14 protein-coding genes are annotated in these 14,810 nt (G+C 70.3%); 5 read left to right on the top strand and 9 right to left on the bottom strand.

What is annotated here, in order from left to right:
- Positions 1-39 precede the first annotated feature (39 nt).
- The 3 genes from EUA93_RS09655 (at position 40) to EUA93_RS09645 (ending at position 4,003) form a co-directional block, all read left to right on the top strand.
- Positions 40-2,223, top strand: coding sequence for an RNA degradosome polyphosphate kinase (locus tag EUA93_RS09655; RefSeq protein WP_207208646.1), 2,184 nt, complete (start codon positions 40-42; stop codon positions 2,221-2,223).
- A 162-nt stretch (positions 2,224-2,385) separates the two neighbouring features.
- Positions 2,386-3,003 (top strand): DUF47 domain-containing protein, encoded by a 618-nt coding sequence (locus EUA93_RS09650; RefSeq protein ID WP_129399930.1) that lies wholly within the window; start codon positions 2,386-2,388, stop codon positions 3,001-3,003.
- Positions 3,004-3,007: 4 nt separating this feature from the next.
- Positions 3,008-4,003, top strand: a complete 996-nt coding sequence (locus EUA93_RS09645; RefSeq protein ID WP_129399929.1) for an inorganic phosphate transporter — start codon at positions 3,008-3,010, stop codon at positions 4,001-4,003.
- A 107-nt stretch (positions 4,004-4,110) separates the two neighbouring features.
- Here EUA93_RS09645 and EUA93_RS09640 read toward each other — a convergent pair whose 3' ends face one another.
- The 6 genes from EUA93_RS09640 to EUA93_RS09615 form a co-directional block, all read right to left on the bottom strand.
- Positions 4,111-5,019 carry a hypothetical protein gene (locus EUA93_RS09640; RefSeq protein ID WP_129399928.1) on the bottom strand — a complete coding sequence of 303 codons (909 nt, stop codon included), beginning with the start codon at positions 5,017-5,019 and terminating at the stop codon, positions 4,111-4,113.
- Positions 5,020-5,471: 452 nt separating this feature from the next.
- Positions 5,472-6,251 (bottom strand): phosphate ABC transporter ATP-binding protein PstB, encoded by a 780-nt coding sequence (pstB, locus tag EUA93_RS09635; RefSeq protein WP_090968049.1) that lies wholly within the window; start codon positions 6,249-6,251, stop codon positions 5,472-5,474.
- A gap of 32 nt (positions 6,252-6,283) precedes the next feature.
- Complete coding sequence (pstA, locus tag EUA93_RS09630; RefSeq protein WP_129399927.1) at positions 6,284-7,375, bottom strand: phosphate ABC transporter permease PstA; 1,092 nt, start codon at positions 7,373-7,375, stop codon at positions 6,284-6,286.
- Positions 7,372-8,313 (bottom strand): phosphate ABC transporter permease subunit PstC, encoded by a 942-nt coding sequence (pstC, locus tag EUA93_RS09625; RefSeq protein ID WP_129399926.1) that lies wholly within the window; start codon positions 8,311-8,313, stop codon positions 7,372-7,374. The genes pstA and pstC overlap by 4 nt, the downstream gene beginning before the upstream one ends.
- Positions 8,314-8,415: 102 nt before the next feature.
- Positions 8,416-9,543 carry a phosphate ABC transporter substrate-binding protein PstS gene (gene pstS, locus EUA93_RS09620; RefSeq protein WP_129399925.1) on the bottom strand — a complete coding sequence of 376 codons (1,128 nt, stop codon included), beginning with the start codon at positions 9,541-9,543 and terminating at the stop codon, positions 8,416-8,418.
- A 201-nt stretch (positions 9,544-9,744) separates the two neighbouring features.
- A complete protein-coding gene (locus tag EUA93_RS09615) occupies positions 9,745-10,602 on the bottom strand; it encodes an NUDIX hydrolase (protein ID WP_129399924.1) in 858 nt (285 codons plus the stop codon).
- A gap of 44 nt (positions 10,603-10,646) precedes the next feature.
- Between EUA93_RS09615 and EUA93_RS09610 the strand changes: the two genes are divergently transcribed.
- Positions 10,647-11,693: a hypothetical protein gene (locus EUA93_RS09610; RefSeq protein WP_129399923.1), complete on the top strand. Its 1,047-nt coding sequence runs from the start codon at positions 10,647-10,649 to the stop codon at positions 11,691-11,693.
- Between the two features lie 15 nt (positions 11,694-11,708).
- Here the strand turns inward: EUA93_RS09610 and EUA93_RS21565 are convergent, their stop codons facing one another.
- A complete protein-coding gene (locus EUA93_RS21565; protein ID WP_165355108.1) occupies positions 11,709-11,870 on the bottom strand; it encodes a hypothetical protein in 162 nt (53 codons plus the stop codon).
- Between the two features lie 191 nt (positions 11,871-12,061).
- Positions 12,062-12,265, bottom strand: coding sequence for a cold-shock protein (locus EUA93_RS09605; RefSeq protein WP_107698594.1), 204 nt, complete (start codon positions 12,263-12,265; stop codon positions 12,062-12,064).
- A 284-nt stretch (positions 12,266-12,549) separates the two neighbouring features.
- On the opposite strand from EUA93_RS09605, the gene EUA93_RS09600 reads away from it, so the two are divergent.
- Complete coding sequence (locus EUA93_RS09600; protein ID WP_129399922.1) at positions 12,550-14,052, top strand: M81 family metallopeptidase; 1,503 nt, start codon at positions 12,550-12,552, stop codon at positions 14,050-14,052.
- Between the two features lie 2 nt (positions 14,053-14,054).
- On the opposite strand, the gene EUA93_RS09595 is transcribed toward EUA93_RS09600, so the two are convergent.
- Positions 14,055-14,792, bottom strand: coding sequence for a copper homeostasis protein CutC (locus EUA93_RS09595; protein WP_129399921.1), 738 nt, complete (start codon positions 14,790-14,792; stop codon positions 14,055-14,057).
- Between the last annotated feature and the right edge of the window lie 18 nt (positions 14,793-14,810).

The following is a 14,810-nucleotide window of genomic DNA, read 5'->3' as shown; positions in this document are numbered from 1 at the left end:
GTCATCTGACGTTCACCTGACGGTGCCAGTATGGGTGCCATGTCCGACCCGGCCACCACCCTCGCCAGCGCCGCCTCCCCGTCCGTCGAGGAAGGTCCGGGCGACGAGCCCTTCATCGGGCACCCGAGCGAGACCTTCGACGTCGAGCCGCCCTACACGCCCGACGCGGCGGCGATCGAGGCCGTGGAGAAGTTCGAGGACCGCTTCATCGACCGCGAGGTCTCGTGGGTGCGCTTCAACCAGCGCGTGCTCGAGCTCGCGGAGAACCCCGACCTGCCGCTCCTGGAGCGCGCGCGGTTCCTGGCCATCTTCGCCAGCAACCTCGACGAGTTCTTCATGGTCCGCGTGGCCGGCCTCAAGCGGCGCATCGCCGCGGGCGTCGCCGTCCGCGCCGCCAGCGGCCTGATGCCGCGCGAGCAGATCGAGCAGCTGTGGTCCGACAGCCGCTCGCTGATGGAGCGGCACGCGCAGGCCTTCGTCGACCTGCTCCCCGAGCTCGGCAGCCAGGGCATCGAGATCGTCCGCTGGGACGAGCTCGACCGTGACGAGCAGAAGGTCTGCAAGAAGCTCTTCAAGGACCGGATCTTCCCTGTCCTCACCCCCCTCGCCGTCGACCCGGCCCACCCCTTCCCCTACATCTCCGGGCTGTCGCTCAACCTCGCGGTCGTCGTACGACACCCGGTGACGGGCACCGAGCACTTCGCGCGCGTGAAGGTGCCGCCGACCTTCGGCCGGTTCGTCGGCCTGGGCAACCAGCGGTTCGTGCCGATCGAGGACGTCATCGGCGAGCACCTCAAGAAGCTCTTCCCCGGCATGGACGTGCTCGGCGCACACACCTTCCGCGTCACCCGCAACGAAGACCTCGAGGTCGAGGAGGACGACGCGGAGAACCTGCTGAAGGCCCTCGAGAAGGAGCTCCAGCGCCGCCGGTTCGGCCCGCCGGTCCGGCTCGAGGTGGAGAAGTCGATCGACCCGAAGGTCCTCGAGCTGCTCGTCTCCGAGCTCGGCGTGCGCCACGACGAGGTCGTCTCGCTGCCCGGCCCGCTCGACCTCACCGGGCTGCACTCGATCGCCGACCTGCCGCGCGACGACCTGAAGTACGCCGCCTTCCTCCCCTCGACCCACCCGAGCCTGGCCGAGGTCGAGTCGTCGTCGCCGGTCGACGTGTTCGACTCGGTGTCGCGCCACGACGTGCTGCTGCACCACCCGTACGACTCCTTCGCCACGTCCGTGCAGCGCTTCCTGGAGCAGGCCGCGGCCGACCCCCACGTCCTCGCGATCAAGCAGACGCTCTACCGCACGTCGGGCGACAGCCCGATCATCGAGGCGCTCATCGACGCCGCCGAGGCCGGCAAGCAGGTGCTGGTGGTCGTCGAGATCAAGGCCCGCTTCGACGAGCAGGCCAACATCCGCTGGGCCCGCAAGCTCGAGCAGGCCGGCTGCCACGTGGTCTACGGCCTGGTCGGCCTGAAGACCCACTGCAAGCTGTCGATGGTCGTGCGCGACGAGCCCGAGGGCATCCGGCGCTACGTCCACCTCGGGACCGGCAACTACAACCCCAAGACCGCCCGCGTCTACGAGGATCTCGGCCTGCTCACGGCCAACCAGGAGATCGGCGAGGACGTCGCGCTCCTGTTCAACAACCTCTCCGGGATCAGCCGCAACCGCACCTACGACCACCTGCTCGTCGCCCCGCACAGCGTGCGCGAGGGCCTGGTCGTGCAGATCCACCAGGAGATCGCCCACCACCAGGCCGGCCGGCAGGCGGGGATCCGGATCAAGGCGAACTCGGTGGTCGACGAGGCGGTGATCGACGCTCTCTACCTCGCCTCGCAGGCCGGCGTGCGCGTCGAGCTGGTCATCCGCGGCATCTGCGCCCTGCGACCCGGCGTACCCGGCCTCTCCGAGACCATCCGGGTGCGCTCGATCCTGGGCCGGTTCCTCGAGCACAGCCGGATCTTCTGGTTCGAGAACGACGGCGACCCGGCGGCGTGGATCGGCTCGGCCGACATGATGCACCGCAACCTCGACCGTCGCGTCGAGGTGCTCGTCCGGCTGCGCGATCCGCACGTGGTGACCCAGGTCGGTGAGCTCCTCGACCTCTCGCTCGACGAGGCGACGACCGGGTGGGACCTCGGTGCCGACGGCCAGTGGGTGCTGCACACCGGTGAGCGGCACCTCCACGACGAGCTCATCGCGCGTCAGCGCGGCCGCCGCCGCTGACCCCTCGGCCGCGGCTTTCCGAGCGACACGCCGGGCGACACGCCGAGCGGCGTACCCGTGGCGCGCGGGTCCCGGTGGCCTGACGGCCGCGGGTTTGCATGTCGGGGCGAACGACCCCCTAATCTATTTCCCGGTTCATCCGCCCCCCGTTCGGAGTTCACCGTGCGTTTCAGGTTGCGTCCTGTCGACAGCTCGTTCTACGACCTCTTCACCGAGGCGGCCGCCCACCTCGTCGTCGGCTCCCAGCTCCTCAGCGAGATGCTCGCCGACGGTGCGCCCCGCGCCGACATCGCCCAGCGGATGCGCGAGGCAGAGCACGCCGCAGACGAGACGACCCACTCGATCATCCGGCGGGTCAACAGCACCTTCGTGACGCCCTTCGACCGCGAGGACATCTACAACCTCGCCTCGGCGCTCGACGACGTGATGGACATGATGGACGAGGCCGTCGACATGATCCTGCTCTACGAGGTCACCTGGCTGCCGGCCGAGACGACCGAGCAGGTCGAGGTGCTGCAGCGCTGCGCCGAGCTGACGTCGGCCGCGATGCCCAAGCTGGAGTCGATGGGCTCGCTCGACGAGTACTGGATCGAGATCAACCGGCTCGAGAACACCGGCGACAAGTCCTACCGCCGGATCCTCGCCAACCTCTTCAGCGGCGACCACAAGGCCCTCGAGGTCATGAAGCTCAAGGACATCGTCGAGTCGCTCGAGGGGGCGATCGACGCGTTCGAGAAGGTCGCCAACATCGTGGAGCAGATCGCCGTCAAGGAGTCCTGACTCCATGGAGATCGGCATCATCATCGCCGTCGTCGTCGTGGCCCTGGTCTTCGACTACACCAACGGCTTCCACGACGCGGCCAACGCGATCGCCACCTCCGTCTCGACCGGTGCGCTCAAGCCGCGCGTCGCGCTCGCGATGGCGGCCATCATGAACTTCGTCGGCGCCTTCCTCGGCCAGAAGGTCGCGCACACCGTCTCCGACACCATCGACCCGGGACCCGGCAGCCACGGACTGGTGATCGTGATGTGCGGCCTGCTCGGCGCGATCACCTGGAACCTCGTCACCTGGTACTACGGCCTGCCGTCGTCCTCCTCGCACGCGCTCATCGGCGGGCTGGTCGGCGCCGCTGTCGTCGCCGGCGCCACCGCCAACTGGGCGCTGGTGGTCGAGAAGGTCGTCATCCCGATGTTCCTCTCGCCGGTCGTGGCCTTCGGGCTCGGCTTCGCGCTGATGCTCGCGATCATGTGGATCTTCCGCCGGGCCAACCCCAGCAAGGCGCACCGCGGCTTCAAGGTCGCGCAGACCGTCTCCGCGGCGGCGATGGCGCTCGGCCACGGCCTGCAGGACGCCCAGAAGACGATGGGCGTGATCTTCCTGGCACTGCTCACCGGCGGCTACGTCTCCGAGTCCGACGGCCTCCCGCTCTGGGTGATCCTCGCCGCGGCCACCGCGATCTCGCTCGGCACCTGGTCGGGCGGCTGGCGGATCATGCGCACCCTCGGCCGTCGCATCATCCACCTCGACCCGGCCCGCGGGTTCGCCGCGGAGTCCGTGGCCGCCTCGGTGCTCTACACGACGTCGTACGTCTTCGAGGCGCCCATCTCGACCACCCACACGATCACCTCCGCGGTCATGGGCGTCGGCGCCACCAAGCGCCTCTCCGCCGTCCGCTGGGGCGTCGCGAAGTCGATCCTCACCGCCTGGGTGCTCACCTTCCCGGCCGCCGCGGCCGCCGCCGCCCTCTGCTACACGGTCGCCCGCCTCTTCCTCCCCTGACGCCGCCCCACCCCTCCTCCCTCCCTCTCCCGATATCTGAGGACGTGACGTACGTAGGGACGGGTACCGGACGTACGTAGCGTCCTCAGGTATCCCGTGTCGGCCGATCAGGCGGCGCGTCGGCGGTGAGCCAGCAGCCGCTCGCGGTCGTACGTCGACAGGGCGCGGCGAGCATCGACCGTCGTCGTGTCCTTCCACGACCGTGGAGGGTCGATGGTCCACCTGCGCTCGGCGGACGGGAGGCGTGAGGCGCGGCCGTATGCCTCCCGAAGTCTCCGCGAGAACGGCGAGCGATCCGCGAGGTCGCTGGCCATCATCGTGGCCCCCTCGAGGCCGATGCTCCGGTAGGCGGCCTCCTTCTCGATGTCGCGGTGCCGGACGGAGCCCGCAAGGTGAAGTCCTCCGTCGTACATGCCGTAGACCCCGGCAGCCGGATCGATCGCGTCGGGCGTCCCGATGAACCTGCCTCTCTGGTCGAAGACCGGACGATTCATCAGTGGGAGCACTCCCAGCTCGCGCTCCCAGGTCAGCTGCAGGACCGGCTCCATCGGCGACCAGCAGTTCTCGTCGAGAAACCCCAGGACCCGGCGGACGCGCTCCACTCCCTGACGAGCGACGAGGTGGCGGTCGACGAAGGCGCGAAGCTCGGCCACGGAGACGAGATCGTTGAAGGCGGCCATGTCAAAGGCGACGACGGCGGCCTCGTCGCTCGCGGCCTTGCGCATCGAGTAGCTCACGGACCACAGTGCTCCGGTCAGCCTGACTCCGCCGCTGCGAGTGAGGTTCGCCGGGGTCACCACTTCCTGGGAGATCTCCAGACCTGCTCGCGGACGTGCTCGATGTCCGCTTCCCACAGCCAAGGGGACGGGCCGGAGATCACCATCCGAGCCGACGCCGGTGAACCAGACACCGCCTAGCCACCAGAGTGCCGCCCATCCCGTGACGCCACCTCGCGCCGGCAGCTGCGCAGCAGCCTCCACGACGCGCTGGTCCGGTTCGGTCGCGTCGACGTCCACAGGGATCCACAGGTTGTGCCCGACCTGCCTCCACCGGCCGGACCGCGTGCCCCAGTGGGTAGGTCCTGCCAAGCCCGAGTCATCGCGGCGGCTGGGCCAGCAGGGTCCCGGCCGCAGCCCCTCGCGCGGCCCAGCCCCGACGATGGGCCACGCCCCTGAGGTCCACGTGTCTGGGTGCACGCCAGAATCGTGGCCCGTGACCGGCATGGCTCGCTGCAGTCATCCACAGAGCAACGTGCTCGCCCCGCACCGCTATCTGAGGACGCGGCGTACGGACTTCACCCGGATCGACGTACGTCACGTCCTCAGGTAGCGGGTGGGAGGCGGACCGCCCGGATGTCTAGGGACGTCCTGGTGGGCAAACCCCCCGATCGACCCACCAGGACGTCCCTAGATATCCGGTGGTGGAAGGGGAACGGGAACGGGGAAAGGACGGACGGCGCAGGTGGTGCTCAGCCGAAGCGGCCGGAGATGTAGGCCTCGGTGGCCTCGTTGTCCGGGTTGGCGAACATCTTCTGGGTGGAGTTGAACTCCACCAGGTGGCCGGGCTGGCCGGCGGCCTTGAGGTTGAAGAACCCGGTCTCGTCGGAGACGCGGGCGGCCTGCTGCATGTTGTGGGTGACGATGACGATCGTGTACTCGGACTTGAGCTCGTGGATCAGGTCCTCGATGGCCGAGGTCGAGATCGGGTCGAGCGCGGAGCACGGCTCGTCCATCAGGAGCACCTCGGGCTGGACCGCGATCGCGCGGGCGATGCACAGGCGCTGCTGCTGGCCACCTGACAGGCCCATGCCGGGCTTGCCGAGGCGGTCCTTGACCTCGTTCCAGAGGTTGGCGCCCTTGAGCGAGCGCTCGACGATCTCGTCGGCCTCGGCCTTCTTCATCTTCTTCGAGTTGAGGCGGTTGCCGGCGAGGATGTTGTCGTAGATCGACATCGTCGGGAACGGGTTGGGCCGCTGGAAGACCATGCCGATCTGGCGGCGTACGGCGACCGGGTCGACCGCGGAGTCGTAGAGCGACTGGCCGTCGACCATCACCTTGCCCTCCACGCGGGCACCCGGGATGACCTCGTGCATCCGGTTGAGCGAGCGCAGGAAGGTCGACTTGCCGCAGCCCGACGGGCCGATGAAGGCGGTGACCGAGCGCGCCTTGATGGTCATGCTGACGCCCTGCACGGCGAGGAAGTCGCCGTAGTAGATGTCGAGGTCGTCGACGGTGATGCTCTTGGCCATGGGGGTGAGTCTCTCTTGTCTGTCGTTCGGGCTCAGTGGCCGGTCTTGGGGGCGAAGATCTTGCCGATGATGCGCGCGGCGAGGTTCAGAACCATCACGATCACGATCAGCACCAGGGCACCGCCCCAGGCCATCTCGATGCCGGGCCGGATCCCGCCGGGGACCTCGGCGATGCCGGGGTTGGCGTTCTGCGTGTAGATCAGCACCGGCAGGGTGGTCATGCGGCCGTCGAACACGTTGAAGTTCGTGCGCGTGGTCAGACCGGCGATCAGCAGCAGCGGCGCGGTCTCACCGACGACGCGGGCGATCGAGAGCGTGACACCGGTGACGATGCCGCCGAGGGCCGTCGGGAGGACGACCTTGACGATCGTGCGCCACTTCGGCACGCCCAGGGCGTACGCCGCCTCGCGCAGCTCGGCGGGCACGAGGCGCAGCATCTCCTCGGTCGAGCGGACGACGATCGGGATCATCAGCAGCGAGAGCGCCACCGAGCCGCCGATGCCCACACGGGTCGAGGGGCCGAACAGCAGGATGAACAGGGCGAAGGCGAACAGTCCGGCGACGATCGAGGGGATGCCGGTCATGACGTCGACCAGGAAGGTGATCCAGCGGGCGAGGCGCTTGCCCTTGCCGTACTCGATCAGGTAGATCGCGGCCATGATGCCGATCGGCACCGAGATGATCGCCGCGAACAGGGTGATCAGCACCGTGCCGATCAGCGCGTGGTAGATGCCCACCTCCTGGTCGAGGCTGGTGCGGTACATCGAGTACGTCAGGAAGGTCGAGTTGATCGCGGGCAGGCCGCGGTCGACGACCGTCCAGAGCAGCGAGACCAGCGGCACGATCGCCACCAAGCAGGCGGCCCAGACCAGGCCGGTCACCATCCGGTCCGCGGCGCCGCGGCGCCCCTCCACCACGCGCGACCACAGCGGCAGCGCGACCAGGTAGACCAGGCCGGTCAGCAGCGCCCAGCCGACGACGCCCCACCCGAGCAGCAGCATCGGCAGCGCCCCGGCGGCGATCGCCACGACGGCGACCAGCAGCGGCGCGAAGCGCGGCAGGCGCGCGGCGGTGAACGAGACCGGCTCCGAGCGGGGCCGGACGGGAGCAGCAGTGGTGCTCATCGAGCCAGCTTCCTCTCGTTGCGGGTGACGATCCAACGGGCCGCGAAGTTGACCAGGAACGTCACGAGGAACAGCACCAGGCCGGTCGCGATCAGCACCTGGATCTTGCCCGGGGTGCCCTCCTTGTAGTTGGAGGCGATGTTGGACGCGATGGACGCGGGGTTGGTGCTCGAGATCAGGTTGAACGAGATGCCGCCACCGGCAGAGAGCACCATGGCGACGGCCATCGTCTCGCCGAGGGCGCGGCCCAGGCCGAGCATCACGGCGGAGACCATGCCCGAGCGGGCGTAGGGGAAGACGGCCATCCGGACCATCTCCCAGCGCGTGGCGCCGAGGGCCAGCGCGGCCTCCTCGTGCAGCCGCGGGGTCTGCGAGAAGACCTCGCGGGAGATCGCGGTGATGATCGGGATGATCATGATCGCCAGCACCAGGCCGGCGGTGAGGATCGTACGACCGGTGCCGGACGCCGGGCCGGCGAAGAACGGGAGCCAGCCGGCGTTCTCGTCGAGCCAGACGTAGACGGGCTTGAGCTGCGGCGCCAGCACGCTGATGCCCCACAGGCCGAACACCACGGACGGCACGGCCGCCAGCAGGTCGATGACGTAGGCGATGGGGGTCGCGACCCGCTTGGGCGCGTAGTGGCTCACCACCAGCGCGATGCCCCAGGCGAGCGGGACGGCCACGATGAGGGCGATGATCGCCGCCAGCACCGTGCCGAAGAGCAGCGGCGCGACGTAGCCCCAGAAGTTGCTGGCATCGCCGTAGAACTCGGCGGGCTTGGCGAGCCCCGGGATGCCCTCGATCGCCAGGAAGATGAAGACCCCGGCCAGCGCGACCAGGATGGCGATCCCGGCGGCCAGCGCGAAGCCGGAGAAGACCCTGTCGCCGACCCGGGCCTTGGCCTGGCCGGTGTCCTCAGCAACAACAGTGGTTGCCACTCGCTACCTCACTCAGTCGTTTCATGCGTCGGTGCGGCGGGCCGGTTGCCCGACCCGCCGCACGCGGCGATGGGTGGTCGGAGCGCGCTCCGACCCAGGGAATCAGCCCGCGGTGATCGCGTCCACGATGGACTGCGCACGCTCGGCGACCGAGGAGGACAGCGGCGCCGAGCCGGCCTCGTCGGCAGCGGCCTGCTGGCCCTCGTCGGACACGATGTAGGACAGGTAGCCCTTGACCAGGTCGGCCTCGGCCTGGTCCTCGTAGGTCTGGCAGGCGATGAGGTAGCTCAGCAGGACGACCGGGTAGGCGCCCGCCTCGGTCGAGGTGCGGTCGATGTCGACGGCCATGTCGACGTCGGCACGGCCCTCGGCGGCCGGGGAGGTCTCCACGACGATCGCGGCGCCCTCGGCGGACGGGGCGACGTACTCCTCGCCGACCTTGACCGACACGACGGACAGGTCGCCGACCTGGCTCTCGTCGGCGTAGCCGATGGTGCCGGTGCCGCCGGAGACGGCCGAGATGACACCGGAGGTGCCCTCGGCGGCCTCGCCACCCTTGACCGGGAAGGCGTCCTCGGCCTCGTAGGACCACGACGAGCTGGCCTTGCCGAGGTAGTCGGTGAAGTTCTTCGTGGTGCCCGAGTCGTCCGAGCGGTGCACGGGCGTGATCGCCGTGTCCGGGAGGTCGGCGTCGGGGTTCTGGTCGGCGATCGCCGGGTCGTTCCACGTGGTGATCTTGTTGTCGAAGATCTGCGCGATCGTGTCGGCGTCGAGGTTGAGCGCGTCCACGCCCTCGAGGTTGAACGTCACCGCGATCGGCGAGACGTAGGCCGGGACCTCGATCGGGTCGGTGCCGCCGCAGCGGTCCTTGGCGCCGGTGAGCTCGCCCTCGTCGTCGCTGAGGTAGGAGTCGGAGCCGGCGAAGCTGACGCCGCCGCTGATGAAGTTGGTGCGACCGTCGCCGGAGCCGACCGGGTCGTAGTTGACGGTCACGTTGCCGTCGTTCATGCCCTGGAAGCCGGTGGCCCAGGCGCCCTGCGCCTTCTCCTGCGAGGAGGCGCCGGCGCCGTTGAGGTCACCCGACAGGCCGCCGGAGGTGTCGCTGGAGTCGCTGCCGGAGTCCGTGCCGGCGTCGCTCTCGTTGCCGGCACCGCAGGCGGTGAGCGAGATCGAGAGGGCGAGGACGGCGACGCTGGGGGCGAGCGCCTTGCGGAAAGAAGTGCGGTTCACTTCGAGTGCTCCTGAAGTCTGATGAGTGCTGACACCGGTGAAGGTAGGGACGTCAGGAGAACGAGCGCGTCGCCGTCGGTGAACGCACGATGAACTCGGACAGGCCGGATGGCGTCGCGCATCCGTGCATGAGACGGCGATCACGTGAACTCGCCCGGGAGGCCTTGACGACGGCCTCACCGGAGGTCTAACCGGGCCTGATCAGGGCTGCAGGACCTCGGTCGCGACGACCCGGCCCTTGCGGTGGTGCACGACCAGCATCGCACCCGGCTCCAGCTTCACCTCGGGCACCCGCAGCGCGTCGAGGACGGTCGGCAGGACCGGCCGGTGGGTGCAGAGGACCGAGCTGGCACCGCCGTCCATCAGGGAGTCGACCAGGTCGACGATCCCGTCGACGGAGGCGTCCTCCTCGCTGAGGTCGTCGTAGAGCTTCACCGGCCAGCCCGTGGTGTCGACGTACGGCGTCACCGTCTGCACGCAGCGGAGGCTGGAGGAGGTGTGGGCGGAGGTCACGTCGAAGGCGGCGAGCAGGGGCACGAGCCGCTGGGCCTGGGCCTCGCCGAGCTGGACGAGCGGTCGCCGGCGGTCGTCCCGCTTCCAGCTGCCGCGGGCGCGCGCCTTGCCGTGGCGCAGCACGACCAGTGCACGGGTCTTGCGCCGCAGCGCCTGGGCCTCGGTGAGCGTCTCGCGGTCGTGGGGATAGGTCAGCCGGCGCATCGCGGCCTTCCACTCCACCCACTCGACGCGGTCGATCTCGTCGTTGGCGCGGTAGCGCCGGACGTCGTCGCTGCCGACCACGCGCGCAACCCAGTAGTCCACGCGCTTCCAGCGCCCGCTGGCCATCCGATAGCGCTGGTGCGTCAGCGCGGGACCGAGCCGGACGTCGAGCCCGGTCTCCTCGGCGACCTCGCGGACGGCGGCGGTGACGACGTGCTCGCCCGGGTCGAGCTTGCCCTTGGGGAACGACCAGTCGTCGTACTTCGGCCGGTGCACGAGCAGCACCTCACCACCCTTGCGGGTCACCACGGCACCGGCAGCGCGCACGTCGCGGGGCTCCATGGAAGTAGTGTCACACCCATTCCCGACCTCTGAGGAGCCCGCCCGTGCCACGACGTGCCGTGCTGGCCCTCGTGGTCGCGCTGGTGGTGGTCGTGGGTGGCCTCGTCGCGTGGCGCTCGGGATCGTCGCCCACGCCGCTGAGCCGGGCGCTGGAGCTGGCGCCGTCGTCCACCAGCCGCTTCTCGTGGACCGACTGGGAGGGCGTACGCCGCGAGGTGGGCGCCGAGGTCGGGGCGAGCTCGTCGGGCGACGAGGTCGACTCCTTCGTCTCGGAAGCCTTCGGAGGCGACCTCACCTCTATGTCGGCGCTGGGCACGTCGGCCGGGACGATGCAGGACGAGCTCGGCCTGTCCCCCGCCACGCTGTCGTGGGAGCTGCTGGCCCAGTCGGGCGAGGGCGCCGTGGAGATGATGGGTGTCGGTGAGGACGTCGACCTCGACGACCTCGCCGGCCGGCTCGACGAGCTGGGCTGGACCGCTCCCGAGGACGACGACGGCGTGTGGGTCGGCGGCACGGACGTGCTGGCGAGCGTCGGAGCCCTCACTCCGGAGCTCCAGCACGTCGCGCTGCTGCGCGACCTCGACCTCGTGCTCGCCTCCGACCAGGTGGCCTACCTCGAGCAGGCCGTGCAGGTCGCGACGGGCGACGCGGACGGCGCCGACGACCTCGCCGACCTCGCCGGTGGCCTCGAGGACCCGGTCGCGGCGGCCGTCTACAGCGGGGACTACGCCTGCGAGGAGCTCGCGATGGCCCAGGCCGACGACGACGCGCAGGCCGAGGCCGACCAGCTCGTCGCGGCAGCGGGCGGCGTACATCCCCTGACGGGGTTCGCGACGGGCCTGCTCCCGGGCGGTGACGTCCGGGCCCTGCTGCAGGTCGAGGACGCGGACGACGCACCGGACGACGCCGACGCGCGTGCGGAGCTGGCCTCGGGCCCGGCTCCCGGCCAGGGCGGGGAGTTCGCGGACCGGTTCACCCTCGAGGGGGCGAGCGCGGAGGGACGCGTGGTCACGCTCGACCTGCGCCCGCAGGAGGGCGAGTACGTGCTCTCGGACCTCACCAGCGGCCCGGTGCTGTTCGCGACCTGCTGAGCAGGTGACGCGGGATCAGTCGATGGGCTTGCGCGGGGTGACCCCGAGCAGCGCGTCGATCTCCTCCTGGGAGAGGTGCTCCTCGGACTCGCTGGCCGCGATGATGAGGGTCGTGGTCAGCTCGACCTCGCTGAGGAGGTCGCCGTCCTCGAGGGTCACGTCGAACTGGTCGTGCATGTCACCCTCCTCCTCCACGCCGGACGGATCTTCCGACTCTAGGCGTTGGCTCCCAGTCTGGCGCAGCGCCACGTCCGTGTGTATGACCCGAACGTGCTACTAGTCTGCCTCGAAAAGGACTCCGGCCCCAGCCCTCGAAGGGATGGGGCCGAAGCCTTGATCAGATCTGGAACAGGTCCAGACGCAGCAGATCAGACCGGACGAACGTTCTCCGCCTGCGGGCCCTTCGGGCCCTGGGTGACGTCGAACTCGACCTTCTGGTTCTCATCCAGCGACTTGTAGCCGTTGGTCTGGATGGCCGAGTAGTGCACGAAGACGTCGTCGCCGCCGTCCTCCTGCGCGATGAAGCCGAAACCCTTCTCGGCGTTGAACCACTTAACGGTGCCCTGAGCCATGATGCTCGTTACTCCTTTGTCGGGGCGAGAGCCGCCACCTCGGCGACCCACACCAGATGCGGTGACACGCCGCTTGCGACTCACGAGCTGGCAGGGCCCGAAGAAGAAAACGCCGTTGGATCACAAACTCCGCGGGCGTCGACCTGCTGGAACTTGCACCTGTTGCACTCCAAACCCTACCAACTTTTCGGCCCGCGTCACCTGTCCGTAAGTACTGAGTGGTGAACGTTCGACCAACGGGCCCGCCGCAGGGGTGAGCGGCAGTTCCTGACAGCATCGTGAGCGTGACCAGCCCCGCACTCCCCCGTATCGCCGTCTGTGGCATCAGCCTGGAGGCGTCGACGTTCTCCCCGGCACTCACCACCGCAGCGATGCTGTCGCCGCGTCGGGGCCGCGAGGTGCTCGACGCCTGGCCGTTCTGGAGCGCCGGCGGATCGCTCGCCGCCCGGGCCGACTGGATCGGGATCCTCCAGGCCCGCAACATCGCGGGCGGCGCGATCCCCGCCGACGACTACGCCCAGCTCATGGCGGAGATCCTCGCCGGGCTGGTGGCCGCGGTCGCCGAGGCGCCGCTCGACGGGCTGGTCCTCGACATCCACGGAGCCGCCAGCGTGGTCGGCCTCGACGACATGGAGGGCGACCTCGCCGTCGCCGTGCGGGCCGTCGTGGGCCCCGACTGCCTCATCAGCAGCGGGATGGACCTGCACGGCAACGTGTCCCGGACACTGGCGGAGACCGTCGACCTGTTGACGACGTACCGCACCGCCCCGCACGTGGACTGGCAGGAGACCAAGGAGCGCGCCGTGACCAACCTCGTCGAGCGGCTCGCGCTGCCGGCCGGCCGACGCCGGCCCGCCAAGGCGTGGGTGCCGGTGCCGATCCTGCTGCCGGGGGAGATGACCAGCACCCGGCAGGAGCCCGCGGCCAGCCTCTACGCACGGGTGCCCGGGATCGAGGCGCTCGACGGCGTCCTCGACGCCGGGATCTGGATCGGCTACCCGTGGGCGGACGAGCCGCGCAACTGCGCCGTCGTGATGGTCGTCGGGGACGACCCCGACCTCGCGATGGCCGAGGCGACCGGGCTCGCCCGCGACCTCTGGGCACGCCGCGAGGAGTTCGGCTTCGTCGCGCCGACCGGCTCGCTCGAGGAGGTGCTGGCCGCCGCGATCGCGTCGCCGGTGCGGCCCTACTTCATCTCCGACTCGGGGGACAACCCCACCGCAGGAGGGGCCGGCGACGTCACCTGGACGCTCGCCGAGCTGCTGGCCAGCGAGGAGCTCGCAGCCAGCGGCAAGCGCGCCGTCTACGCCTCCCTCCCCGACAGCCACGGTGCCCTCGCCGCCGCCGAGGCGGGGGTCGGGGCGGACGTGCGCCTCACGCTCGGTGCGCGCGTCGACGACCGGCCGGCGCCGCCGGTGCAGGTCGCGGGGCAGGTCGTCGCGGTCGTGCCGGGCGAGGACAACCTCGAGGTCGTGGTCCGCACGCCGTCCGTCGACGTGATCGTCACGCGACGGCGTCGGCCCTACCACCTCGAGGGCGACTTCACCCGTCTCGGGCTCGACCCGCGCAGCGCCGACATCGTCGTGGTGAAGATCGGCTACCTCGAGCCCGAGCTGTTCGACATGGCGGCCGACTGGATGCTCGCGCTCACGCCCGGCGGCGTCGACCAGGACCTCGCCCGGCTGGGCCACCGACGGGTGCAGCGGCCGATGTTCCCGCTCGACGACGTGTCCGGTGTCGATCCGGTCGCCGGTGCCGTCCTCTTCCCGGGCGACACGGCGAGCTGACCTCAGCGGCCCAGCGCCGCCATCACGTCGGCCAGGACCTCGGCGCTGGTCACCTCGCGCGGGCCGTCGTCGTAGCCCGCGGACACGCCCGCGGAGGCGACCGTGCCGGGCGCGCGCAGGTGGACCTCGCGCGCTCCCGTGGCCGCCACGACGGCGGCGACGTTGGCCGGGCGTACGCCGCCGCCCACCGCGATCCGCACGTCCTCGCCGCCGCGCGCGACGAGGTCGGCGAGCTCCGGCAGGTGGTCGAGCGCCGGGCCGGGACCCCCGCTCGTGAGCACCCGGCTGACACCGAGGTCACCGAGGAGCGCCAGCCCCGACGCCTTGTCGGGCACCGAGTCGAAGGCCTTGTGGAAGGTGACCGGGGCGTCCCCGCACGCGGCCACGAGTCGTCGTACGGCACCCGCGTCGACGTGGCCGTCGGGCTCGAGGGTGCCGATCACGAAGCCGAGCCGGGTGCCCGGGTCGACGGCGCTGCGCAGCGCCTCGACGTCGGCGACCATCACGTCGACGTCCTCGGCGCCGTGCACGAAGTCGCCCGGTCGCGAGCGGACCAGCACCCGGATCTCGAGGCCCGGCGCCGCGGCGGCGCAGTGCCGGACGAACCCCGGCGTGGGCGTCGTACCGCCCTGGGCGAGGCCGGCGCACACCTCCAGCGCGTCGGCCCCGGCCTCCGCCGCGAGCCGGGCGCCGCCGACGTCCTCGAGGCAGATCTCGACCAGGGTGTGGGTCTCGCTCATGGGCCACACGCTATGCCG

This window comes from Nocardioides oleivorans (assembly GCF_004137255.1).
GTDB lineage: Bacteria > Actinomycetota > Actinomycetes > Propionibacteriales > Nocardioidaceae > Nocardioides > Nocardioides oleivorans.
Note: the sequence above shows the minus strand (reverse complement) of the source record. Positions and strands in the feature narration are given on the sequence as shown.